General features: G+C 60.7%; 18 protein-coding genes. 9 read left to right on the forward strand and 9 right to left on the reverse strand.

Annotation, left to right across the window (positions count from 1 at the left end):
- Positions 1 to 114 precede the first annotated feature (114 nt).
- Both xylF and xylA read right to left on the reverse strand, forming a co-directional pair.
- Positions 115 to 1116, reverse strand: coding sequence for a D-xylose ABC transporter substrate-binding protein (xylF, locus tag PFEN_RS21675; RefSeq protein WP_191488763.1), 1002 nt, complete (start codon positions 1114 to 1116; stop codon positions 115 to 117).
- A gap of 141 nt (positions 1117 to 1257) precedes the next feature.
- On the reverse strand, positions 1258 to 2574 hold the full coding sequence (xylA, locus tag PFEN_RS21680) for a xylose isomerase (RefSeq protein WP_191488764.1): 1317 nt from the start codon (positions 2572 to 2574) through the stop codon (positions 1258 to 1260).
- Positions 2575 to 2728: 154 nt separating this feature from the next.
- Between xylA and PFEN_RS21685 the strand changes: the two genes are divergently transcribed.
- The 6 genes from PFEN_RS21685 to PFEN_RS21710 all read left to right on the forward strand — a co-directional run bounded on the left by PFEN_RS21685 (position 2729) and on the right by PFEN_RS21710 (position 9571).
- A complete protein-coding gene (locus PFEN_RS21685) occupies positions 2729 to 3916 on the forward strand; it encodes a XylR family transcriptional regulator (protein ID WP_191488765.1) in 1188 nt (395 codons plus the stop codon).
- Positions 3917 to 3988: 72 nt separating this feature from the next.
- Positions 3989 to 4897 carry a LysR family transcriptional regulator gene (locus PFEN_RS21690; protein WP_191488766.1) on the forward strand — a complete coding sequence of 303 codons (909 nt, stop codon included), beginning with the start codon at positions 3989 to 3991 and terminating at the stop codon, positions 4895 to 4897.
- Between the two features lie 123 nt (positions 4898 to 5020).
- Positions 5021 to 6214 carry a CaiB/BaiF CoA transferase family protein gene (locus PFEN_RS21695; protein ID WP_191488767.1) on the forward strand — a complete coding sequence of 398 codons (1194 nt, stop codon included), beginning with the start codon at positions 5021 to 5023 and terminating at the stop codon, positions 6212 to 6214.
- Positions 6211 to 7152 (forward strand): hydroxymethylglutaryl-CoA lyase, encoded by a 942-nt coding sequence (locus PFEN_RS21700; RefSeq protein WP_191488768.1) that lies wholly within the window; start codon positions 6211 to 6213, stop codon positions 7150 to 7152. The genes PFEN_RS21695 and PFEN_RS21700 overlap by 4 nt, the downstream gene beginning before the upstream one ends.
- Positions 7153 to 7212: 60 nt before the next feature.
- Positions 7213 to 8559: an MFS transporter gene (locus PFEN_RS21705; protein ID WP_191488769.1), complete on the forward strand. Its 1347-nt coding sequence runs from the start codon at positions 7213 to 7215 to the stop codon at positions 8557 to 8559.
- Positions 8560 to 8659: 100 nt separating this feature from the next.
- Positions 8660 to 9571 (forward strand): DUF808 domain-containing protein, encoded by a 912-nt coding sequence (locus PFEN_RS21710; RefSeq protein ID WP_191488770.1) that lies wholly within the window; start codon positions 8660 to 8662, stop codon positions 9569 to 9571.
- On the opposite strand, the gene PFEN_RS21715 is transcribed toward PFEN_RS21710, so the two are convergent.
- From PFEN_RS21715 to PFEN_RS21745, 7 genes are all read right to left on the reverse strand, one after another.
- Positions 9565 to 10884 carry an OmpP1/FadL family transporter gene (locus PFEN_RS21715; RefSeq protein WP_191488771.1) on the reverse strand — a complete coding sequence of 440 codons (1320 nt, stop codon included), beginning with the start codon at positions 10882 to 10884 and terminating at the stop codon, positions 9565 to 9567. The genes PFEN_RS21710 and PFEN_RS21715 overlap by 7 nt on opposite strands.
- 170 nt (positions 10885 to 11054) lie before the next feature.
- On the reverse strand, positions 11055 to 12956 hold the full coding sequence (locus PFEN_RS21720; protein ID WP_191488772.1) for an acyl-CoA synthetase: 1902 nt from the start codon (positions 12954 to 12956) through the stop codon (positions 11055 to 11057).
- Complete coding sequence (locus PFEN_RS21725) at positions 12956 to 13912, reverse strand: fumarylacetoacetate hydrolase family protein (protein ID WP_191488773.1); 957 nt, start codon at positions 13910 to 13912, stop codon at positions 12956 to 12958. The genes PFEN_RS21720 and PFEN_RS21725 overlap by 1 nt, the downstream gene beginning before the upstream one ends.
- 155 nt (positions 13913 to 14067) lie before the next feature.
- A complete protein-coding gene (locus PFEN_RS21730) occupies positions 14068 to 15159 on the reverse strand; it encodes a VOC family protein (RefSeq protein ID WP_191488774.1) in 1092 nt (363 codons plus the stop codon).
- An 87-nt stretch (positions 15160 to 15246) separates the two neighbouring features.
- A complete protein-coding gene (locus PFEN_RS21735) occupies positions 15247 to 15861 on the reverse strand; it encodes a TetR/AcrR family transcriptional regulator (protein ID WP_191488775.1) in 615 nt (204 codons plus the stop codon).
- 194 nt (positions 15862 to 16055) lie between these two features.
- Positions 16056 to 16742: a TetR/AcrR family transcriptional regulator gene (locus PFEN_RS21740; RefSeq protein WP_191488776.1), complete on the reverse strand. Its 687-nt coding sequence runs from the start codon at positions 16740 to 16742 to the stop codon at positions 16056 to 16058.
- 2 nt (positions 16743 to 16744) lie between these two features.
- Positions 16745 to 18400: a bifunctional 3-(3-hydroxy-phenyl)propionate/3-hydroxycinnamic acid hydroxylase gene (locus PFEN_RS21745; protein WP_191488777.1), complete on the reverse strand. Its 1656-nt coding sequence runs from the start codon at positions 18398 to 18400 to the stop codon at positions 16745 to 16747.
- A gap of 180 nt (positions 18401 to 18580) precedes the next feature.
- Between PFEN_RS21745 and PFEN_RS21750 the strand changes: the two genes are divergently transcribed.
- From PFEN_RS21750 to PFEN_RS21760, 3 genes are all read left to right on the forward strand, one after another.
- On the forward strand, positions 18581 to 21475 hold the full coding sequence (locus PFEN_RS21750) for an AAA family ATPase (protein WP_191488778.1): 2895 nt from the start codon (positions 18581 to 18583) through the stop codon (positions 21473 to 21475).
- Positions 21476 to 21616: 141 nt separating this feature from the next.
- A complete protein-coding gene (locus PFEN_RS21755) occupies positions 21617 to 21832 on the forward strand; it encodes a hypothetical protein (protein WP_191488779.1) in 216 nt (71 codons plus the stop codon).
- A 115-nt stretch (positions 21833 to 21947) separates the two neighbouring features.
- A complete protein-coding gene (locus PFEN_RS21760; protein ID WP_191488780.1) occupies positions 21948 to 23453 on the forward strand; it encodes an efflux transporter outer membrane subunit in 1506 nt (501 codons plus the stop codon).
- The last annotated feature ends 109 nt before the right edge of the window (positions 23454 to 23562 follow it).

The following is a 23562-nucleotide window of genomic DNA, read 5'->3' on the forward strand; positions in this document are numbered from 1 at the left end:
ACGCAACAGGCGGGGCGACAGGGCTGGCCTGTCGAGAACCCCATGGGACCATGCTTCACTGGGTCCCACGGGGTTGCGCTCAGGCTTCCAATCGAGTGGGTAAAGCTCGATGGGTCACTGTCCGGCAATCTGCGCCTTGGTATAAAACCCGTCCTTTTCCAGCAGGTCTATGTTGTCCTTGGTCAACGGGATCGGGGTGAGCAGGATGGTGTCGACTTTTTTGCTGCCATTGTCGTATTGCGAGCTGTAAGTGGGCTTCTCGTTACGCGCCAGTTGCACCGAGAGCTTGGCGGCTTCGGAGGCGATCAGTTTCAGCGGCTTGTAGACGGTCATCGTCTGGGTGCCATCGATCACCCGCTTGACCGCCGCCAGGTCGGCGTCCTGACCCGAGATCGGCACCTTTCCGGCCATTTGCTGCGCGGCCAGCGCCTGGATGGCACCCCCGGCGGTGGCATCATTGGAGGCGACGATGCCATCGATCTTGTTGTTGTTCCGGGTCAGGGCATTTTCAACAATGCTCAGGGCTTCGGTGGGGTTCCATTCCTTCACCCACTGCTGGCCGACAATCTTGATATCACCCTTGTCGATGGCCGGTTGCAGCACTTTCATCTGCCCTTCGCGCAGGACCTTGGCGTTGTTGTCCGTGGGGGCGCCACCAAGCAGGAAGTAATTGCCCTTGGGCGCCGCGTGCAGCACACCCTTGGCCTGCATCTCGCCAACCTTTTCGTTATCGAAGGAAATATAGGCGTCTATATCGGCGTTCAGGATCAGCCGGTCATAGGACACCACCTTGATCCCGGCCTTCTTGGCTTCGGCGACGGCGTTGGTCAGCACGGTGGCGTTGAACGGCACGATGACGATCACATCGACGCCGCGGGAAATGAGGTTTTCGATCTGCGAAATCTGCTTCTGCTCGTTGGCATCGGCCGACTGCACGAAGACTTTGGCGTCCATTTTCTCCGCCGCCGCGACGAAGTAATCACGGTCTCGTGACCAGCGCTCCAGACGCAGGTCATCGATGGAGAAACCGATCTTCGGGTGGGCGGCGTCGGCCATGACCGGCAGCGAGAGCAGGGCGAGGGCGCTGGCGAGCAGCGTGCGTTTGAGTGTGTTCATGGTGGTGCGTCCTTTTATTGTTGTTTGAAAGACACTGCCTGGCAATGAATAAGGTGCCGGTAGAACTCTAGAGCGTCGTCGGGCGCCGTGGGCATGGATTTGTCGCGAGAATGTCACCGCGACGCCAGGGTTCGCCTGCTGTCAGGGGTAGATAAACCGGTTCAGCACACCTTCGAGCATCTCCTGCCGACCGCTGACGGCCTGTGGATTCAGTTCGTTGGCGAAAGCATGTTCGGCCAGTGCTCCGAGGCTGAACTCACCCGCCAGTACCGCTTGACCGAACGGCTGCCGCCAGCCGGCGTAGCGTTGATCCTTGAATTGCTGGAGTTGATCGTTCTGCACCATGGCCGCGGCGCGCTCCAGCGCCAGGGCGAGGACGTCCATGGCGGCGACATGGCCGTGGAACAGATCGACCTCGTCCACGCTCTGGCGTCGGACCTTGGCGTCGAAGTTGAACCCGCCATGCTTGAAACCACCGGCCTTGAGGATTTCGTAGGTGGCCAGGGTCATCTCCTCGACGCTGTTGGGGAACTGGTCGGTGTCCCAGCCGTTCTGTGGGTCGCCGCGGTTGGCGTCGATGCTGCCGAAGATCCCCAACGAGACGGCCGTAGCGATCTCGTGATGGAAACTGTGCCCGGCCAGGGTCGCGTGGTTGGCCTCGATGTTGACCTTGATCTCGTTTTCCAGGCCGAACTGCTGCAGGAAGCCGAAGACCGTGGCGCTGTCATAATCGTATTGATGCTTGGTCGGTTCCTGTGGCTTGGGCTCGATCAGCAGGTCGCCCTTGAAACCGATCTTGTGCTTGTGCTCGACCACCATGCGCATGAAGCGGCCCAATTGTTCACGTTCGCGTTTCAGATCGGTATTGAGCAGGGTTTCGTAACCTTCACGACCGCCCCACAGTACGTAGTTGGCCCCTTTGAGACGCAGGGTGGCGTTCATGGCACTGAACACCTGGGCGGCGGCGCAGGCGAACACCTCCGGATCCGGGTTGCTGGCGGCGCCGGCGGCAAAGCGCGGGTGGCTGAAGCAGTTGGCGGTGCCCCACAGCAGCTTGATCCCGGTTTGTTCCTGATGGCGTTCCAGGTGGTCGATCATCTGTGCGAAGTGGTTGCGGTACTCCTTCAGCGAGTTGCCTTCCGGAGCGACATCGGTGTCGTGGAAGCTGTAGTAGTCGATACCCAGCTTGGAGAAGAACTCGAAGGCCGCCTCGGCCTTGCCGATGGCCAGTTCCATCGGATCCCCGACATGCTGCCACGGGCGCTTGAAGGTGCCGACGCCGAACATATCGGCTCCCGGCCAGACGAAGGTGTGCCAGTAGCAGACGGCCATGCGCAGGTGCTCGCGCATGGGTTTGCCGAGGACCAGCTTGTCGGCGTCGTAGTGGCGGAAGGCTAGCGGCGAGTCGCTGGTGGGGCCTTCGTAGCGAATCTTGTCGACATCGGGGAAGAACGGCATTTGCAATGTCCTTGTTGTTCTTGGCGGTATCCCGATACTAACAACGGCCCGGTGGCTGCTGATTATGAAAATCACCAACGCGCAGTTCGATTTTGAGTATTGAGATTCGTCATTCGCACGCCTAGTCTGTATCGATCGGCCCAGGGTAAAAACAATGAAAACCGTCCCGCCCGTTCACCGTATTGCACTGTTGTTCAATGGCAGCAAGATCTACGATCGTGGCATCATCAGCGGTATCGGCAACTACTTGAGCAGCACGCGCGCGTCCTGGGACTTGTTCCTTGAAGAGGATTTCCTCTGCCGCTTGAAAGGGATTGAGCGCTGGCAGGGCGATGGGATCATTGCTGACTTCGACGACCCGCTGATTGGTGAGGCGCTGGCCGGGATCAAGTTGCCAGTAGTGGCGGTGGGCGGGTCTTATCAGGACGGGAGCGCCTATCCGAAGGGTATTCCCTATGTCGCTACTGACAATTACGCATTGATGAAGCTGGCCTACGAGCATTTGATCACGGCCGGATTGACGCGCTTTGCCTGTTTCAGCCTGCCTGAAGCACAAGCCAATCGCTGGGCGCAGGAGCGGGAGAAAGCCTTTTGCCGGTTGCTGCGGCGCGATGGCTTGCACGCCGAGGTCTATCGCGGCATGGGCACCAGCGCGCCGCTTTGGGACAGTGCCGTCGAACAGCAGATCGCCTGGCTGCAAAGCCTGCCCAAGCCCATCGGCATCATCGCCGTCAGTGACGCCCGCGCCCGACAACTGTTGCAGGCCTGCCTGACCGCCGGGATCGCCGTGCCGGAGCAGGTGGCGTTGATCGGCATTGACAACGATCCACTGACCCGGACCTTGACCAGGGTGCCGCTGAGTTCAGTGATTCAAGGCACCGAAAGCATGGGGCGGACCGCCGCGCGCCTGCTCCATCAGATGCTGCACGGCATGCCATCCACGGGCACGCAGATTCTGGTAGCGCCTGAAGCGATCAATGTGCAGGCCTCGAGCCTGCATCAACCGTTGGGCAATCCCTACGTCATGCAGGCGCTACTGTTCATCCGCCAATACGCCTGCCAGGGTATCAAGACCGCGCAGGTGGCGGGCTATGTGGGGGTATCGCGTTCATCGCTGGAGTCGCACTTTCGCAAGGAGCGGGGTTGTAGCGTGCACGACGAGATCCTGCGTTTCAAACTCGCGGCGGCGGCCAACGGACTGGAAAATACCGATTCGGCGATTGCCGACATTGCCCAAAACTGCGGCTTCAAATCGGCGCAATACCTGCACACGGTGTTCCGGCGTGAGTTTGGCTGCACGCCGCGCGAATATCAGCAGGGCGCCAATGCCGCGATTCATTGAGCGCATGCCGGCGCCACTTGAATTGGCGTTACTCTGTGTTTCTTCGACTGACCCCATCGCACCGAGCCTTTGATGCTGCACAAAAGTCTGATACGTCGTCTGGATCTGATCACTCTGCAATTGTTCGTGGCCGTCCACGAGGAGGGCACGCTGACCCGCGCCGCCGCCCGTGAGATGATTGCGGTGTCGGCGGCGAGCAAGCGCTTGATGGAGCTGGAGCAGGCGCTGGGTATCAGCCTGTTTGTGCGTAAGGCCAACGGCATGACCCTGACCGCTGCGGGCGAAACCTTGCTGCACCATGCCCGGCAAATGCTGTTCAACGTCGAGAAAATGGGCCTTGAGCTGGGCGAACACAGTCATGGGGTAAGAGGGTACGTGCGGATGCTCGCCAATCTGTCGGCGATCATTCAGTTTCTGCCCGAAGACCTGCGGGACTTTTCCGCGCGCCATCCGCAGGTCAAGACCGACCTCGAAGAGCGTCCCAGCAGCGGGGTGATCCAGGGCGTACTCGATGGTGTCGCAGACCTCGGGATCTGCTCCGGCGACAGTGACGTCAAAGGCCTGCACAGTGTTTTTTACCGACAGGACAAACTGGTGGTACTGATGCCTGCCGATCATCCGCTGGCGAGCCGTTCGACCCTGGCTTTTGTCGATACGCTGGACTGTGATTATGTTGGTCTGCATGCCGCCAGTTCCATCAACATGCGCACTCATGCCGCCGCTCGCCAGGCTGACAAGGTACTGCGACTACGCATTCATGTGCCGGGCTTTGATGCCATGTGCCGAATGGTCCAGGCCAACATGGGCATCGGCATCCTGCCGCACAGGGCCTATGAGCTGTTTGGCTGGGCGTTGGGGTTGCGCGCCGTCCCGCTGGCGGATGACTGGTCGGATCGTGCGTTGATTCTGGTGATGCGTGAAGAAGCGGCGCTGTCGCCGGTGAGCCGGTTGTTGTTCGAGCAGTTGCGCGGGACGGCCTGACTGGGGAGCGTCTGCGCCGAGCGTTCGCGTTTTGCGAACGGCCGTTGCCAATTGAAGGTTGGATTCCTTGCCCCTCTGTCCTCTAGCCTTGGCCCATATTCCAAGAACAAGAGGCACCCCGCGATGACTTCTCCCCTAAGTGCGGTCAAGGTGATCGAGATCGGCACCTTGATTGCCGCGCCGTTCGCCGCTCGCATACTCGCCGAATTCGGCGCCGAAGTGATCAAGATCGAGGCCATGGGGCAGGGCGATCCCCTGCGCAAGTGGCGCAAGCTGCACCAAGGCACTTCGCTATGGTGGTACCTGCAATCGCGAAACAAGAAATCCTTGGCGCTGAACCTGAAATCCGCCGAAGGCATCGAGCTGGTCAAGCACCTGGCGAGCAGCGCTGACGTGTTGATCGAAAACCTGCGCCCTGGAGCCCTGGAAAAACTTGGCCTGGGCTGGGACGTGCTGCACGCCCTCAACCCTGATCTGACCCTGGTGCGTATTTCCGGCTATGGCCAGACTGGCCCGTACCGCGATCGTCCGGGTTTCGGCGCCATCGGCGAGGCAATGGGCGGGATTCGCTATACCACCGGCAACCCCGGTTCACCACCCGCGCGGGTCGGCGTCAGCCTCGGCGACTCCCTGGCGTCGTTGCACGCGGTGATCGGTGCGTTGATGTCGTTGCTGCGGGTCAAGACCGGCCAGGGTGGCGGGCAGGTGGTGGATGTGTCACTGGCCGAAAGCGTGTTCAACGTCATGGAAAGCCTGGTGCCGGAATACGACATGCAGGGCCATATCCGCGAGCGTAGTGGCGGTGCTCTACCCGGCATTGCGCCGTCCAATACCTATCTGACGGCTGATGGGGCCTATGTGGTGATCGCTGGCAACAGTGATCCGATCTACAAGCGCTTGATGACTGTGATCGGTCGTAGTGATCTGGCCGACGCCCCGGCGTTCGCCCACAACGACGGTCGTGCCCTGCAAAGCAATGTGCTCGATGCGGCGATTACTCATTGGACCAGCAGCTTGCCGATCAACGCTGTATTGTCGGCCCTCGAAGCCGCCGAAGTCCCGGCTGGACGCATCTATTCAGTGGCCGACATCGTCGCCGATCCGCACTACCAGGCGCGGGACATGCTGCTCGACGCCGAGCTGCCCGGCGGCGCCACGGTGAAGATGCCGGGCATCGTCCCCAAACTTTCCGAAACCCCGGGTGGCGTCAACTGGTCCGGACCGCAATTGGGTCAGCACACCGACGGCATCCTCGCCGAGCTTGGCCTGACCGGTTCAGACATCGAACGGCTGAAAGCCGATGGGGTGGTGCAATGATCACTGACTATTCCCAGAACCTGATCGTCCAGGAGGTTTCGCCTCGCGACGGCTTGCAAATCGAGCCGACCTGGGTTGAAACCGTCGACAAGATTGCGCTGATCAATCAGCTGTCGGTGGCCGGGTTCAGTCGCATCGAAGCCGGTTCGTTCGTGTCGCCCAAAGCCATTCCCGCCTTGCGCGATGGCGAGCAGGTATTCAAGGGCATTGCCCGGCAGCCCGGGGTCATTTATGTCGCGTTGGTCCCCAACCTGAAAGGTGCGCAACGGGCATTGGAATCTGGCGCCGATGAATTGAACCTGGTGCTGTCCGCCAGCCAGACCCACAACCTGGCGAACATGCGCATGCGTTGCGAGGCATCCCTGACGGCGTTCGGCGAGGTCGTCGAGTTCGTTCGCGGTGCGCAAGTACGCCTCAACGGCAGCATTGCCACCACGTTTGGTTGCCCGTTTGAGGGCAGGATCGATGAGGATCGGGTACTGCAAATCGTCGAGGCCTATCAGGAGCTCGGCATTCAGGGCATCACCCTGGCCGACACTACCGGCATGGCCAATCCACGGCAGGTAGAGCGGTTGGTGCGCCGGGTAGTGCAGCGGGTTTCGCCTGCGGACTTGACCCTGCATTTCCATAACACCCGTGGCCTCGGCCTGTGCAATGTGCTGGCCGCCTACGAGGCCGGTGCCCGGCGGTTCGACGCGGCGTTGGGCGGGCTCGGCGGCTGCCCCTTCGCACCGGGGGCCTCGGGAAATATCTGTACGGAAGATTTGGTCAACCTCTGCGATGAAATGGGGATTGCGACCGGTATCGATCTGCCTCATCTGTTGGCCATGTCGCGAAAATTGCCGGCGTTACTCGGCCATGAATTACCCGGGCAAGTGGCCAAGGCTGGCCGCAACTGCGATTTGCACCCGACGCCGGGCCACGTAGCCGCGCTGTAACCTCGAACCAGACAACAAAAACAATCGGACTCCCACGGGAAGTCTGCCTGGAGAATGACGATGAGCCTTAATCTTAATGTGGTGGAGGCGAGCGCAAGCTTGTCCGCACCTGTCAACGCCGAGAAAGCCCTGGTCAGCAAAGTCGCCTGGCGCCTGATGCCGCTGATTATGGTCTGCTATCTGTTCGCGTTTTTCGACCGCATCAATATCAGTTTCGCCAAGTTCCAGCTGCAGACGGATCTGAGTCTGAGCGACACCGCCTATGGCCTGGGTGCCGGGTTGTTCGTGGTCGGCTACGTGTTGTTCGAAGTGCCGAGCAATATGATGCTGTACAAAGTCGGCGCCCGGCGCTGGATCGCCCGGATCATGATGTCCTGGGGGCTGGCCACGGCGGCCATGGTTTTCGTCACCAGCGAATGGCAGTTCTATGCACTACGTTTTGTCATCGGGGCCATGGAGGCGGGGTTCGCCCCCGGCGTGCTGTATTACCTGACACTGTGGTTTCCCCAGCACTACCGTGGGCGTATCACCTCGATGCTGTTTCTCGCGTCGGCGTTTGCCGGGTTGGTCGGTGCGCCATTCTCTGGATTGGTGTTGGAACATCTCGATGGGGTGCTGCAGATCCGTGGCTGGCACTGGTTGTTCCTGCTCGGGGGCGTGCCGTGCATCGGTCTGGGCATACTGGTGTTGAAGTTACTCAAGGACCGCATCGAAGACGCTCACTGGCTGACCCCGACCGAGAAGACTCTACTGTCCAGCCGCATCGCCCAGCACGAGCCCCACAAAGGCGGCAGTGCACTACTGGCGGCGTTGCGTACTCCGGGGTTTCTGACCCTGGGGCTGATCTATTTCCTGATCCAGGTGGCGTCCTACGGCTTGAATTTCTGGGCACCGCAACTGATCCGTAGCGCTGGTACCGAGAGTCCGGTGATGATCGGCTTGCTGACCGCCATTCCCTATATCTGCGGCGCCATCAGCATGGTGGTGATCGGGCGGTTGTCCGATGCCACCGGTGAACGCCGCAAATTTGTCGCGGGCCTGGTTGCGATGGGGGCGCTGGGGTTCTTCTGCGCCGGGATTTTTGTCAACCACACGACCTTCCTGATTGTCGCCCTGGGCTTGCTCGGTGCCGGGGTCATCGCTTCCATCCCCAGCTTCTGGACCCTGCCGCCAAAACTGTTGGCCGGTGCTGGCGCCGGTGCGGCTGGCGGGATCGCGGTGATCAACACCCTCGGCCAGTTCGGTGGAATCGTCAGCCCGGTCATGGTCGGGCGGATCAAGGACCTGACCGGCAGCACCACCCCGGCCTTGTACGTCATCGGCGTCGCCGCGCTGATCGCTGTCGCACTGCTGTTGTGGGGGTTGCCGCAGAAGCTGCGCACGCTGGATAAAAATCAGGTGGAGTGAATACCCCCCAAAGCGGCATTGAAGAAAAAGCGAATGATGACGCACCTGAACCTTATACTTGGCCCGCCGTTCGGGTAGGCCAAGTCTAGGAGTTGAAACCATGGCAGGTAGCAGTTTTTTCGCGTTGTTCGATGACATCGCAACGTTGTTGGACGACATATCGGTGATGAGCAAAGTCGCCGTGAAGAAAACCGCCAGTGTGCTCACGGATGACCTCGCGGTGAACGCCGAGAAGGTGGTTGAACTCAAGGCGGATCGTGAGCTGCCGGTTGTGTGGGCCGTGTGCAAAGGCTCCTTGGTGAACAAGGCCATTCTTATCCCATTGGCGCTGGGACTCAATTACCTGGCCCCTGCGCTGGTACATTGGCTGCTGGTGATTGGAGGGATCTACCTCTGCTATGAAGGCATCGAGTCGCTCATTGAGAAGCTGACAGCCCATGGTCGCCAGGATGACGCACGAAAGTTGAAGACATTCACTGAGGTCGAGGCGAAGGTCTACGAGGCGAAGAAGGTGAAAGGCGCCATAGTCACCGACTTTATCCTGAGCGCCGAGATCGTGGTGATTACGCTCAACGTGGTGGCCGAGGCGCCCTTCGTGCAGCAACTGACGACGCTTGTGCTGATTTCACTGCTGGTTACGTTTGGCGTGTACGGTCTGGTGGCTGGAATCGTCCGGCTTGATGACCTCGGACTGCGGCTGCGCAAAATGACAAAGCCTGGCCATTTCGCGACGGCGCTTCGCCGGATTGGCGGATGGCTGATATTGGCAGCGCCCAAGTTGATGAAACTATTGTCGTGGGTAGGAACCATCGCTATGTTTTTTGTCGGCGGAGCGTTTATTGCGGAAGCGATACACGATGGTCCTGAATGGATTGTCAAACCAGCGATCAAGCATTGGCTGGAGAGCTATTTTATGCAAGCAGCCGTTGGCATGATCGCGGGGGTGATTGCAGTCGGAGTTGTCCAGCCTCTTTGCCGGCAAGTAAGAAACAGACGTGCTATCGATCAGTAACGATAGGTCAACTGCATCGACAGTTCATTGGCACTGTTATTGTATTTGGCACTATAGCCCGGTTGCAGACCGGAGTTATTCGTTTGCCTCACCGAGGTATTGGAGTCCCAGATATAACCGTATGCAAGGTCTATGGTCATCTCGGCATTCGGCGAAAAGGCCGCGCCCAGGGCTATGGAGTTGCGGTTGCCGACCGGGATTCGGACGCTGCGATCGGCATTTCGCACTGGCGTGGGGTCGTAGGCGTAACCCGCGCGCAGCAACCACTGCCGGTCAAGTTGATAGGATGCCCCGAGCGCGGTAGACCAGGTGTCATGCCAGTTCAGGGGCTCGCCGACACGGTCCAGGCCGAGACTTTGGCCGGCAGCGGAAACACCACTGTTGATGGCCTCGAATTTGTCCAGGCGGCTCCAGCGTGTCCAGACGGTGCCCAGGTAGCCGGTCCAGCGATCATTGAAATGATGGGTGATGGAGGTATCCAGTGACTCGGGCGTATCAAGACCTATCCTGGCGTCATATTTCCCGTTCAAGGCCAGAACGCCCGGAGCATCGGCAACCTCGGTATGTCCCTTGAGCTGATAGCTGACCTTTGAATGATAGGTCACTCCCCAGCGGGTGGCATCGCTCAAGTCGAACAAGACGCCAATATTATAACCAATGGCCGTGTCATTGCCCTTGATGGTGACCAATGTCTCTCTGCCGTTGTTCAAATTGCCGGTGGCCAGATTGTTCTGCATCTCGGCATCGAAGCGGTTCAGGGTCGGACCGCCGCCAATAGAGAAGTCATCATTGATTCGGTAGGCGAGGGTAGGTTGCAGGGTGATCGCCTGGGTCTTGCTATAGGCGCCATAATAGCGGCCCTGGAAGGTGCTCTCGTAATTATTGATCAGCCCGAATGGAACATAGAGCCCCAGGCCCGCCGAGAAACGCTCGTCAAGGGGGGTTGAGAAATAGGCGAAGGGGATGGCGGCCAAGGGGACGGAGTTGCCTTTGCTCGTTCCCGTGGCATTGCTCTGGACGTCGCTGATATTGTCCTTGATCGAGAGCAGCGCGATTCCGCCGGTCACTTCGCTGCGCGGCAACTTGGTCAATCCGGCGGGGTTCCCGTATATCGTGCTGGCGTCCAGTGCGGATGACGAGCGTCCCGCATAGGCGGTTCCGGCACTGCTGGTGCTTTCTTCATTGAGTGCAATGCCATTGGCCAGCGCCGTGGTTGAAGCACCTATCAGGGCAACCGTGTAAATCAGCTTGATCCAACGAGTTGGAGTTTGCTGAATGGCCAGACAAGGTGTTACGCGACACTTCTGATTCATGGTGTTTACCTCTTTATTGTTTTTGTTGATTGCATCAGGTAAATCGCAGGCAAGGCTTTGCCTTCCAGTGCACTTTTGGGTAACAACGGGTTTAATAGCTATTACTTGATAATCCCTGGCAGGTCAGTGTCAGGGGGGTATTGTTCAGGTTTACCGAGATAAACTTGTTATCAGTCAATCCAGTCAACTTGAAAGCTGTAACACCCCAGGAGAGGGGCCAGGGTTTTCTGGTAAGCGCCTGCTCGGATTCTAACTAAAAGTCCTCGGTTATTATCTTGCACGACGTCGACTTCAATGCCGGAGAGCCCAAGCTGTCCGATCTCCTGCTGCACGACGTTGGCGACTTCTCGTTGTTGCAGGGCCGGTTTGAATATCTTGCCTATCGCTGTCAGGGGTAGCGCCTTGAGTATTTCGATTCGTCTGGGAATGGCGGCGCGTTCGCTGATGTTGAGATTGGCGAACGCCAGCAATTCTTCGCTGGTGCACAATTGTCCCGGCTTCAACTGGACATAGGCGACGGGAACCTCCCCGGCGTGGGCATCAGGACTACCGATTGCGGCAGCCAGTGCAATCGCGGGATGCGCCTGCAACGTTTCCTCGATTTGTTTGGGGTCGATATTGTGACCGCCACGGATGATCAGTTCTTTTTTGCGCCCGGTCAGCCACAGGTAGCCTTGTGCGTCCTGGCGACCCAGATCGCCGGTATTCAGCCAACGTCGATCACCGATATCGATCCACAGGCCCTGGTTGTGGTGCTCCTCCAGATAGCCGTCGAACAGGTTGGGGCCGGCAATCGTGACCAGGCCGACTTCATCGATGTCGGCATCGCGCACGTATTCCCCGGAATCATTCAGCACCACCACGCGCATGTCCTGGTAGGCGAGGCGGATCCCGATGGAGCCAATACGTCGCTCACCGTGGGGCGGATTGACGCAGGAAACGCAGGCGCCCTCCGTCAGTCCGTAACCTTCGAGGATGTGGACCCCGGTCTGGCGTTCGAACTCGCGAAACAGTTCTACCGGCATGGGCGCGGCGCCACACAATGCATAGCGAAGGCTGGACAGGTCATGCTGGCTCGAATCGTTTCTGAGCAAGGCCGCGTAGACCGTGGGCACGCCGGAAAAGAAGTTGATACCGAAGTGCTCGACCATTGCCCAGAAGTGCGGGATAACGCCGGGGTCGCGATAGCCTTGTGCCGTGCCAAGGATGACATGATCGCCCTGGGTCCAGGGCATCAGTCCTGTTACCAGCTGTCCGTTGACATGGAACAGCGGCAGACCACAAAAAATGACCTGGCCGCTGCTGCGCGGCTGTAGATGTGCGGCCATGGCCCAGGCATTGAACACTTCCGAGCCGTGAGTGCGCGCGGCAATCTTGGGGAGCCCGGTGGTACCGCCGGTACAGAAGTACGAGGAGCGTTCTTCAGGGCGGATTTGCCGACCACTCTTGAGGTGGGTTTCTGGTTGGGCCTCCAGCAGCGTATGCAGATCGTGGATCAAGGCATTGCTGGGAAACGCACGTGCCTTGCGCGCCAGGCTGGCGAGTGTGTCGCGCTCGGCTTCGCTGACATAGGGCGCCATGCTGACCCAGACGATGTGCCTGATTCCGGGCAGATCGTTCAACGGCCCCGCCAACTTGGCCCATAGGTTGTGATCCAGGGTTGGCGCCAGCGTCACCACCACGGAGGCTTTGGCTGAGTGCAGCAAGTTGGCAATCTGCTTCGCTTCCAGTAACGGGTTGATTGCCATGACGATACCCGCCGCTTCGCCGCCCCAGATCGTGAAGTGGGTCTCTGGCAGATTGGGCAGGATAAAGGCGAGCACTTCTCCTGGCATGATACCCAGATCGTGGAAGGCATTCGCCGCGCGGGTGATCTGCGCGAAGAGCTGGGCGTAGCTCCATTCGAAGGTGCGTTTGAAGTCGATCGCATCAGGAACGAAGCTCAGCGCTGGCGCCCAGGGATTAGCTTCGGCGACGCGGCGCAAGGCGTCATAGGTGCTCGGCGGTAAACCTCGCTGCGAAAGCGGGACTTGTTCGAGGCTGCTGATGTCTGCCAGGCTCTGCACGGTCATCAGGCTTCTCCCACTACCCGGTTGCGCTGCACGCCGAGATCGATCAGGCCGTCGGCGCTACGAATATGTGCCTCGACCTGGTCGCCGGGCTTGAGATACTGCGTGCGTTTCTCCTGGGCCTTGAGGAACAGTTTCCACTTGCTGGCTTCCGGCAGCAGGGCGGCGATGCGTTGCTTGCCCGGGGACGGGATGCTCAAGGCGCAGCCAGCCGGCGTGCCGGTGGCAATCAGGTCGCCTGGGGCAAGATCCTGGACTGACGAAAGCTCGGTCAGGGTTTCCGCGGGACCGTAGACCAGGTTGGCCGTGCTGTCGCTTTGGCGTACCTGGCCGTTGACCGTCAGGCGCAAGTGCAGTGTCTTCAGGTAATGCATGTCCTGGGGCGCCAACAGACAGAGGTACGGGCCGACCGGGCCGAAGGTGCGGAAGCTCTTGCCTTTGTAGAACTGCATCTGCGGAATCTGGATGTCACGGGCCGAGTAGTCGTTGACGATGACGACGCCGGCGATGAACTCATGCAGGTTGTCGTCGGTGACCGCCACGGGGCCGTTGATCGCGCCCTTCATTATCAGGCCCAGCTCGATCTCATAGTCCAGGAAGCGCACATTGCGTGGCTTGATCAAGTCGCTGTCCGCCGCTACCAGGCAGCTCGTCGCTTTGGTGAAGATCATGTTGAAGTTCTTCGCGTCAGGGTCCATGCCCGACTCGATCATGTGCTGGCGGTAGTTGGCACCTTGGCAAACGAACTGCTGATTGCGTGTCACTGGCGACAGCAATTTGACTTCGCTCTCGGCCAGTTCGCCACCCTGCAGTTGAAGCAGATCGGCGATGCTGTTCTGGACGATGAACTCGCCGGTCGTGGCAAAGGTGCCGGGAACCGGCGTGATCAGGTTCTGGCGTATGACACCCCAGTGGACGGTATTTTGATATTCGAAGCGGACAATATGGACAGCGGGCATCGAGGGCACTCCTGAAGCATCGTTCGCCCCGCTTTCGCCGGGCGTGGTTGTTGTTCTGGACCTATGTGGGGCAGGTCACCGCCCTGCAAGCAGCTGGCGTCGGCGCGCCTGCGTCATGCGCGGCACACTTACCGGGTTGTACTGAGCAGGTGGGCTTATCCGAACAGGCGGATAAGCGCCATGAGCTTGCTCAGGGTCAAGTCCGGGCTGTGTCGCAGATTGCGCATCAGCGTGCGCAGACTGCTCAGCGTCAACCTGGGCTGCGTGAAGCTCTTGGGCATGCGTTGTCCCCATTGCGCCATGGCCGCGCGGCTGACCGGATGAATGCCGGTGGGCTGCGTGGCGGTGAAGATGTCGCCGTCACAGTAGTGCTCGTGCTTGTCACCCCAGGGGTCCTGCCAGTAATCGAAGATCTGGCTGCCCAGGATGTGCCGGCCGATTCCCCATGAGTGCTTCCAGCCACGCTCCTGCAGGACGCGCTGTCCCATGCCCAGGGCATCGGCGTCGACCAGCTCGTAGGCGCTGTGGCTGTAGGTTGCGGCGAATCCCTGGGCAATGGCGAGGGTATGGTGATCCGTCGGAATCTCGCCGCGGTCCAGGCGCATGAACGTGACGATGGGGGTGCCGTCCGGGAGTACCTGTATATCGCTGGGAATCAGCCCGAAATACTGCGTATACCAGGCGCAGGTGGCTTGGTAATCGGCGACTTCGATGACGACGTGGCCAAGGCGCAGCACTTCTGGCGGTGCGACGGGGGGGCGCTGAGTCCTGTTGATGCGAGGCTGCTTGTCCGCCAGATTGAGCGCCAGGGCGGACCGGTGCGGCAGGGGATTGCTGGCGAGCTGTCCATGGATGGCTTCGACAATGAACCCAGAGGGATCAAGTAGCCGGACCTGCTTCCCTGTGCCTGGATGCGTGATTCGCTCGACGGAGGAAGCTCCCTCGGCCTCGGCCAGGCGATCCAGATCGGCTTCGCTGCACACTTCCAGTCCGAAGCCGAGGAAACGTGCCTGGGCAGCCCGATGAATACGGTAGCAGTAGGGGGTGGGGTCGGCCGCCCGGAGATAAAGTGTATCGGCATCCTGGTGGCTGACACTCAGGCCGAAGTCGCTCAGAAAGCGTGCCGCCTCATCCAGGTCTGGTCGTTCGAAGATCAGGTGGGTCAGGCGTTGGGCCTTGACCCTCGGGCTCGGGTGCCGAGTGGGGTGCGGTGTATTCAGTCGAAGTGCCGCGGTACTCTGATTCATTGTTTTTATTCTCCGAACTTTTTTCGGGCAAAGCCGCCCCTCGCCCCATGAACAGCGGGGTTGATAACCACCTCGGCAGTGACGGGACTACTCGAGCGCGGGGAGCGCAGGCAGTTCCTCGGTCGCCAATCTTCCAGCCTCCTGTGCCGGCACTCCCAGTGCCCGGAGTACGAACTCTGCTGCGTCGGTCCCGGCATCGCGCCAGGTTCTATGGCCTTCGAGCACCAGGAACATCGCACCCAGCGTCGTGCTGGAGATCAGCGTGATGACTGAGAGCAGTTGATCTTGTCGGAAGCTGTAACAGCCACTGGCAGAACCTTCCAGCAGGTCCTTCGCGGCCTGGCTGGAGAACATTTCGCGTAGCGAGGCGTTACTCATCGCGAATCGATGAATGAAGGTGCCCCACTGCGGCTCTTCATGCGTGCGCCGGATGAAGAAACGGATGCCATTGGCAAGACGGTGGGCAGGATGGGCGAGGGTTTCGAAACTTTTATTGACCCGTTCGTGCATTTCCGCGCTGAGATGGGCCGCCACCGCTTCGAACAGCTGCTCCATGCTTTTCACGTTGCTGTAGATCGTCCCGCGAGCCACGCCGGCCTCGACTGCAAGATCACTGATACTCACGTCAATGGCACCGCGCTCGGCAAAAAGGCGAAGGGCGGCTTGATGAATGCGCCGCTGTACCGGATTCAGGGATTCCACGCGTTATCTCCAGGCTCGTCTGAGACTGTATTGAACACTCGTGTTCAGTTGTGGTCAACGATTTTTTTGAGCTAGAGAACGGTTAAAGTCGAGTTTTCTTTGTTTTTGGCCGAGAAAAAGAGTAAATTTTCGATATTTTTAGTTTTTTAGGATTTTTTACGGCCTATTTTTAGATAGAAATTGAACATCTATGTTCAGTCTCTAGGGGTGCCAGGACCCTGATCGACCACTGCTATGACGGGTAGCGGCAGACTGGCTATTTTCCTGGCTTTCGCAGGCGCAACGCCCAGTGCCTTGAGGATCATTTCCGCGACCAGGACGTCATGCCCAGCCACCCTGCGTCCCTCGACAACGGCACGCATTGCCCCGGTCGTGCATGACAACACCAGGTCCAGGGCGATGCTTTCATCTTCGAAGGCGAAAGTGCCCTCGCGACGACCTTCGCGCAGGTCGTCCAGCACGTGGGCGGCCAGGCGCGAGCGCATGGCTTGGCCGAAATGGAGGATGCGCAGAAGCGCGCTGGCCCAGGTGGGGTCGTCGATCGCCCGGCCGATGAACATGCGTACGCCGATGCAAAGCCGCTGGGCGCCGCTGTGCACCCCCGCGCTCAGGGTCGAGATGGCATCGGAGAACTCGGTTGCCATGGCGATGCCCACCGCCTCGAGTACTTCGTCGCGAGTGCGGAAATAGTTGTAGATGGTGCCGTTGGAGACTTGCGCCTCCGCGGCGACCTCGAGCAGGGCGATCTCCCCCAGTTCCTTGCGCGCGATCAGGCGTCGCGCCGCATCCACCAGGCCGAGACGGGTACGCTCACGCTTTTTGTGGCCGCGCGTGAGAGGTTGGGGCGCGACTGATGCGGGTGCAGGAGTGGGGGCGGGCATTCTCAGGCTCGTAATCGAGGGGGCTCGCTGATGGTAACGGAAACGTTATCGACAGTGGAGTCATGGCTCGCCATCAAGTCAATACAAGCTTGAACCAGTTGGCTGGCTTCAGCGCCGGGAGCGTGGTGCATGATGAGGCGGTCGGGACGTACCGTCACCAGGCTGCCCCAGGCCGCCAGCGGCAGGAGGCTGTGATTCAGATCCTCGATGAAGGCACAAGCACCCACCGGGCGTTGACCGCATGGCCCGATGTGCAAGAAGTTGCCGCCGGCTTTTTTCCAGACGCCGACCTGATCAGGGGATAGCAGCGACAACGGGTCAACGCCGAATCCGATCAAGGTGAGGTGGTCCCCGAGCGCATCGTCACTCAGGTGAACCCGTTGTTCGGCGTTGCGCACCCAGACCTGGGGAAAGAGTCCTCCACGAACCAGTTTGTCGCCACGGCGATGGGGGGCGAAAAGACCATTCCTGAAGATGTTCTTCGGTTTGATGTCCAGTTCCTCGAAGTATTTCCGGGTAGCCGGCGTCAATGCGAGCATACGCATCAGGCCATGGGTGAAGAACGCAGCCAGCTTGTTCCTGGGCATGACCAGGCGTCCCATGAGCTTGGCCATGTCGATCATTGCCTTTGCATGCGGCCGGCGCTCTTCGTCATAAGAGTTCAACACCGATGGCGAGGCCTGGCCGCGCAGGACCCAGGCGAGTTTCCAGGCAAGGTTGGCGACATCGCGAAGTCCGGCGACCAGGCCCTGTCCGACGAAAGGGGGAGTGATGTGAGCGGCATCGCCTGCCAGAAAGACGCGGCCCTTGCTGAAGCGGTTGCAGCAGCGGGCATGGAATCGATACACCGCCTTGCGCTCGATCTGCAGCTTTTGCAGATCCACCCACGGAGCGATCAGTCTGGCGATGTTTTCCGGATTTTCCATTTCCTCCCGCGTTTCACCCGGTTGCAGCATGAACTCCCAACGCTCCCTTCCACCTGGCGCGGGCATGTGTGGGGTGGGGCGTTTTGGATTGCAAAGGAATTCGATATGGTCGATCGCTGACTGGTGTCGATTACCGGCATCGACAATCAACCAGTCCTCGGCATAGGTCTCTCCTCCGAAATCCTGGCCAATCAGGGTTCTGACCCTGGAGCTTGCACCATCGGCACCCACCAGGTATCGAGCGCGAATGGAGTGGACACGACCTTCCTGGTCCCGTACGGAGGCGAGGACATAGCCCGGCTCCTCAATCAGGCGTTCGAGCTCGAAACCACCCAGGCTGGTCACTGACTCGAAGCACGAGACCTGCTCTCGCATCGCCTGCTCAAGATCGGGCTGATAGAAGGTCACCAGCTTGGGGTGGCCGTCAATGCACCCGGCGGTATTGGCGCGACCGAAATTGCCGAGGACCGGGGAGCGCATCCGCACTTCGGGGATCACGATCTTCTCGAAGGCGTCCTCGCTCAATCCGGCGAGTTGCAGGATGCGCAGCGCCTCGTTATCCAGGGCGATGGCGCGGGGCATCAGCAGGATTTCATGGCTCTTGTCCAGAACCAGTGTCGTTATGCCGTAGCGCCCCAGCAGTGCCGCGAGCGTCGCGCCTACCGGGCCGTAGCCCACTACCAGTACATCGACCGCGCTTGGCGGTAGTTCGCCTGCGTTCTTGTTATTCATACCGAGCCCTTGTTGTGGTTGTTGGTGGCCGTGAAACGCGGAGTTTCATCCTCAGGCAGCAAGAGGTTATACAAAAATGACATTTGTTTCAATATTGAATAATATGTCATTATTGTTAGGTCGCTTTTTTGCCAGCATGGAACGCATAACTGTCTTCATCCGAGACTGTAGGAGTCGCCTGTGGTGCGTGCGCAGTGTCATCCGAATCCACTCCGGATCCGCTTTGTCGGTTTTGAGCTCGATGAAGCCAATGCCCGCTTGTCGCGCGATGGCGAGGCCGTGGCGCTGGCGCCCACGCCTTTCTCGTTGTTGTGCGAGCTTGCCCGCCAGCCGGGAGCGCTTCTTGGCAAGGATGCATTGCTCGATGCGGTCTGGGGGCATCGCTTCGTCAGCGAGTCAGTCCTGAAGACGGCTATCAGCGACCTGCGCGCGGCGTTGGGTGACGTGCCCCGACAGCCGCGATTTATCGAGACCGTGTCTCGGCGCGGCTATCGCTTCATTGCCACGTCGTCCCCGATGCCTTTGACGCCTATGTTGTCATCGATAGTGCCGGAGATTGATACGCCATCCTCATCGTTCGTCGGTCGTGTCGCTTCGCTGGCGCGTTTGCAACGGACTTGGGTCCAGGCGCAAGGCGGGCAGCGTGCGGTGCTCTGGCTCGCCGGTGAGCCGGGGATCGGTAAGACCACGTTGATCGAACATTTCATTGCCGGGCTCGATGGCATCGCCTGCGCGCGCGGTCATTGCGTGGAACACTTCGGCACGGGCGAGCCGTACCTGCCGGTGTTGGAGGCCATTGCCGGTTTGTGCCGTGTCGACCCGGCGCTGCCGGCGCTGTTGCGGACCGTGGCTCCGACCTGGCTGTTTCAGCTGCCGTGGCTGAGTACCGCGCAGGAACGCGACGCGTTGCGGCACGAGCTCGTGGGCGTCGGCCCGGAGCGCATGCTGCGGGAAATGGGCGAGTTGCTGGAGCGCTACACGGAGCAGCGCCCCTTGTTGCTGGTCACCGAAGATCTGCATTGGAGCGACAGGGCGACCCTCCAACTCATCGACTACATCGCCCGGCGACGCGGTCGCATCCGGTTGATGTGGCTGGCAAGCTTTCGTGTCGCCGAGGTGGTGGCACTCGAGCACCCGCTCAGTTCGTTGCGTCATGAACTTCGCTTGCAGCGATTATGCGAGGAGGTGCTGCTCGACCCGTTTTCGGAGAGCGAGATCGCTGATTATGTCGCGGCGCATTCAGTCTCACTGGCGCGCGACGAAGCGTTCGTGCGCGCGCTGCATGATCGCACCGACGGTGTGCCACTGTTCGTGTCGTCGCTGCTCAGCGAGGTGATGGATGGTTCGGATGATGACGCCACCGTCGAGGCCCGGTTGGCGAACCAGGCGGTTCCCGAGAATCTGGCGGCCATTATCGACCACTATATTGCCAAGCTCGGTCGGCAAGCGCGTGAGCTGCTCTCGGCTGCGGCGATATGTCGAGGTGATTTTCGGGTGGAAACCCTTGCGCTGGCCCTCGAGCGCGACCTCGTTTCGTTGGCCCACGACTGCGAGGAACTGGTCCGTGGGCGAATGTGGTTGACGCGGTCGCGTGGCGCCGACGGGGAAGACGCGTCGGTACTGCCTTATTCGTTCCGGCATGCGCTCTTGCGCCAGGTACTGTATGACCGTACGCCACTTTCACTGCGCGTCCGCCTCCATCATCAAGTCGCCGTCGCCCTCGAACGCGAGCGGTCGCTTGGTATGCCGGTCGCGGCGTCTGAGCTGGCGATGCACTTCGAGCGGGCCCGACAGCCGATGATTGCACTGCGCTATTACGCTGAAGCGGCGGAAACTGCGCTGTCGCATTTCAGCCCGGCCTCGACTATTGGTCTGACCCAGCAGGCGTTGATCCTGATGCAGTACGTGCCTGGCGGGCCGGAGCGTGATGCGCTGGAAATCACCTTGAGCACGCTGCAAGGCGTGGCGGCGTTTCAAACCCTCGGTGTCGGCCACCAAGCCGCCGATGCCTTCGAGCGCGCTTATACATTGCTGGTTGCGGTTCCTGAACATCCAATGCGCGGGCGGCTGTTGCACGGGTTCGGTTATTTGCTGAGCCTGCGTGGCGATTATGCGCACGCGTTGGCGGTGGCCGAGCGCGCCGAAGCGCTGTCGTGCAGATCGAATGATTCGCTGTTGATGTTGGCCGCCTGTGTCGTCTATGGCGAAGTGTTTCATCTTCAAGGGCGCACACAGGTCGCCCGCCGGTGGATCGAACGCGCGCTGGTGATCGCCGAGCAGGAAGACATCCGGGCGAGCGAGATCTTCGCGGCGGATGCCCAGGTTACGCTGCTTGGCATGCTGGCCATTGAATTGCTGCGTTCCGGTTCGCTGGTACAGGGTCGGTCCTGCTTGCTGCGGGCACGTCTGCGTGCGCAGATGCTGCGCCAACCGATGACCCGGCTGGTTATTGGTTGGCAGGAGGTGCTGTTCGAAGTGCGGATGGGCAACACGCTGCGCGTGGCGGCATTGGCCGACGATATGCGCGCGCTGGTCGATGAGCACTCGCTCGCGCTAGGGCACGCTGCCTGCCGTTGGTGGCGTGGTTGGGCCGACGCTCGCAACGGTGCGCCGGATGAAGGTTACCAGCGTATCCGTTCGGCTCTCGACGAACATGCCGGGCTCGGTATGCGTTCCGGTACCAGCGAAGTGCTTGGCTACGCGGCCGAGGCGCTGCTGTTAGCGGGTGACAGTACCGCCGCGAAAGCCGAGCTGGAGGAGGCGCTGCGGGTGTCGGGGGAACTGGGGGAGCGTGTGTATCTGCCGCAACTGTTGCTGTTGGAAGCGGCGATAGCGCGGGCCCAGGGTTGTCCTGAGGCCAGCGCTGCCGCCGTGCGCCGTGCGGTGCACGAGGCGCGTGCCCAGGGCGCGCCGTGGCTGGAGTTGCTCGCGCTCGTCGAGCTATGCGCCCAATGCGATGCCACGGACAGGGAGCGTCAGGCCATGGCGACGCTGGTCGAGCAATTGCCCGAAATCGAAGATAGCGAGCCGATGGCGCGTGCGTGCTCGCTGCTTCAGGTTGCTATTCCGGCTTGACTCCGCTGGCGTGGGGCGGGCCCGGACGGTGACGGTATTTTCAGCGAGGCCTGTCGCGACCGGACTTTGACCCTTCGCTTACCACTCGCCCCGTAGCCCGGATTAGGCTGTCGTCGAACTTTTTTGATCCGGTGCTCTGCAATGGTCCTGAATCCTGAATCCAAGTACTCGAACCGCCGCACGTATGTGCTCAAGCTGCGTGGCGACGCCACACCGGGGGCCCTTGCGGGGCGTCTCGAAAATCTGGTGAGCGGACGCCAGTGTGAGTTTTCGTGCATCGAAGAACTGTCGGCGTCGATCGCTGACGATCTTGCGTCGATAGCCGTCGAGCATGCGGTGGACGCTGTCGGCGAGTGACGCCTCATCCGCGAAGGCGCTCGATAGGGCGACCGAATCGCGACGCCGGGCTGACAACTTTGCCCGCGGCGGTCCCTATGCTGGCGTCATCTCGAATTCACACGAGTCCAATCCGATGTCGCGACTTCACCCCTTTCTTTCGCTGACCCGCCATGGTGGGCAGGCGACCCACCGCTCTGCCGATTGCCTGGCCGGCTCCGCCTTGGCGGCGCTTGCGGTGTCGATCACTCTGGCCTTGGCGGGTTGCTCCACACCCGTGGTTAAGCCGTCGATAGACCTGCCGACCAAGTTCGCCGCGACCGCAGCCTCTGAGATAGAGCCCGAGGCAAGATGGTGGGAGGCTTTCAACGATCCGCTTTTAACTGATCTGGTACACCGTGCAATGCGCGAGAACCGCGACATTAAAATCGCCTCCGAGCGCCTGTGTGCCGCGCGTGCTGGCGAGACGATCAGTCGTTCATGGCTGTTTCCGAGCGTCAGCGGCTCCGCTTCCGCCGCCGATCACAGTAGCGGATACGATGCGGCCACGAAGGCTGGCTACCCCGACGCCAAGAGTAGCGGTGCGGGCCTGGATGTTTCGTGGGAGCTTGATCTGAGCGGTCGCTTGCGGGCTGGCGCGAGCGCCACCCAGGCGCAGGCACTGGCCGCGGAGTATGGCGTGCGCGGTGTGCGCCTGTTGGTGATGAGCGACGTTGCCAGCCATTACTTCACTCTGGTCGGTGCGTTGCGCCAGATCGATACGCTGCGGGCCATGTCGGCGATGCAGGATGAGACGTTGCGCCTGGTCACCGCGCGCCAGCGCGTGGGGCTGGCAACCGTCTTCGACGTAGAACGTGCGCGGGCCGACGCGGAATCCGCACGCGCGCAGATTCCGCCGCTGGAAACGCTGGCGGCGGTGTCACGTTATCGCATCGCCGTGTTGATCGGCGACCAGGCCTTCAATGCCGCTGCCATCGTGCCCTCGCGCGATGATATCCATGTCCCTCAGCCGCAGCCCGGGCAGCCGGCCACGCTGCTGCAGCGTCGGCCCGACGTGCTGGAGTTGATGGCGCAACTGGATGCGGCCAACGCTCGCCGCCAGCAGGCCGCCGCCGAATGGTTCCCGCGCCTGTTCCTCGGCGCCTCTTACGGCAACCAGGGGTTGGAGCTGAATGGGGTGGGGCTTGGTGCTGCCCGCTATACCAATGTGGCGGGCCTGTTGACGATGCCGCTCTTCAACGCCGGACGCACCCGGGCCATCAACGAGGTCGCCGAGAGCGGCCAGCGCGAAGCGCTGTTGCGTACCGAGGATGGCATAGCGCATGCGCTCGAAGACGTGGAGACCTCACTGGTCAGCCTTTCCCATGAGCGAAGTCGATCGGCATTGTTGCAGTCGGCCGTCGTGGCTGCGGATTCCGCGCTGGGCCGTGCTCAATCGCTCTACGAGCGCGGGCAGATCGACCTGTTGCCGTTACTGGATGCACACCGTGTGCGCCTGACGAAGCGTCTGGATGCCAACGACAGCAATACCCGCCTGCTGCTCGACAGCGTCCAGCTTTACAAGGCGCTAGGCGGCGGCTGGCAGGTCTTCGAGCCCACCTCCGTCACCGTAACAGCCGGCGCCGTCCGCCCACTTTCCTGAATCCCGTCGCCTACAACGAGGAACTGTCTTGAACAACCCAATTGCTGCAGTCGGCGCCATTGCCGCCGCCGCGCTACTCTGCGCGTGCAGTCCACAACAGCCCTCCGTG

This window comes from Pseudomonas sp. FEN, from assembly GCF_904067045.1.
Lineage (GTDB): Bacteria > Pseudomonadota > Gammaproteobacteria > Pseudomonadales > Pseudomonadaceae > Aquipseudomonas.

Bases quoted from the DNA above. Each gene is read 5' to 3' on its own strand.
- xylF (WP_191488763.1), bottom strand. From the start codon at position 1,116: ATGAACACACTCAAACGCACGCTGCTCGCCAGCGCCCTCGCCCTGCTC.
- xylA (WP_191488764.1), bottom strand. From the start codon at position 2,574: ATGCCGTTCTTCCCCGATGTCGACAAGATTCGCTACGAAGGCCCCACC.
- PFEN_RS21685 (WP_191488765.1), top strand. From the start codon at position 2,729: ATGAAAACCGTCCCGCCCGTTCACCGTATTGCACTGTTGTTCAATGGC.
- PFEN_RS21690 (WP_191488766.1), top strand. From the start codon at position 3,989: ATGCTGCACAAAAGTCTGATACGTCGTCTGGATCTGATCACTCTGCAA.
- PFEN_RS21695 (WP_191488767.1), top strand. From the start codon at position 5,021: ATGACTTCTCCCCTAAGTGCGGTCAAGGTGATCGAGATCGGCACCTTG.
- PFEN_RS21700 (WP_191488768.1), top strand. From the start codon at position 6,211: ATGATCACTGACTATTCCCAGAACCTGATCGTCCAGGAGGTTTCGCCT.
- PFEN_RS21705 (WP_191488769.1), top strand. From the start codon at position 7,213: ATGAGCCTTAATCTTAATGTGGTGGAGGCGAGCGCAAGCTTGTCCGCA.
- PFEN_RS21710 (WP_191488770.1), top strand. From the start codon at position 8,660: ATGGCAGGTAGCAGTTTTTTCGCGTTGTTCGATGACATCGCAACGTTG.
- PFEN_RS21715 (WP_191488771.1), bottom strand. From the start codon at position 10,884: ATGAATCAGAAGTGTCGCGTAACACCTTGTCTGGCCATTCAGCAAACT.
- PFEN_RS21720 (WP_191488772.1), bottom strand. From the start codon at position 12,956: ATGACCGTGCAGAGCCTGGCAGACATCAGCAGCCTCGAACAAGTCCCG.
- PFEN_RS21725 (WP_191488773.1), bottom strand. From the start codon at position 13,912: ATGCCCGCTGTCCATATTGTCCGCTTCGAATATCAAAATACCGTCCAC.
- PFEN_RS21730 (WP_191488774.1), bottom strand. From the start codon at position 15,159: ATGAATCAGAGTACCGCGGCACTTCGACTGAATACACCGCACCCCACT.
- PFEN_RS21740 (WP_191488776.1), bottom strand. From the start codon at position 16,742: ATGCCCGCCCCCACTCCTGCACCCGCATCAGTCGCGCCCCAACCTCTC.
- PFEN_RS21745 (WP_191488777.1), bottom strand. From the start codon at position 18,400: ATGAATAACAAGAACGCAGGCGAACTACCGCCAAGCGCGGTCGATGTA.
- PFEN_RS21755 (WP_191488779.1), top strand. From the start codon at position 21,617: ATGGTCCTGAATCCTGAATCCAAGTACTCGAACCGCCGCACGTATGTG.
- PFEN_RS21760 (WP_191488780.1), top strand. From the start codon at position 21,948: ATGTCGCGACTTCACCCCTTTCTTTCGCTGACCCGCCATGGTGGGCAG.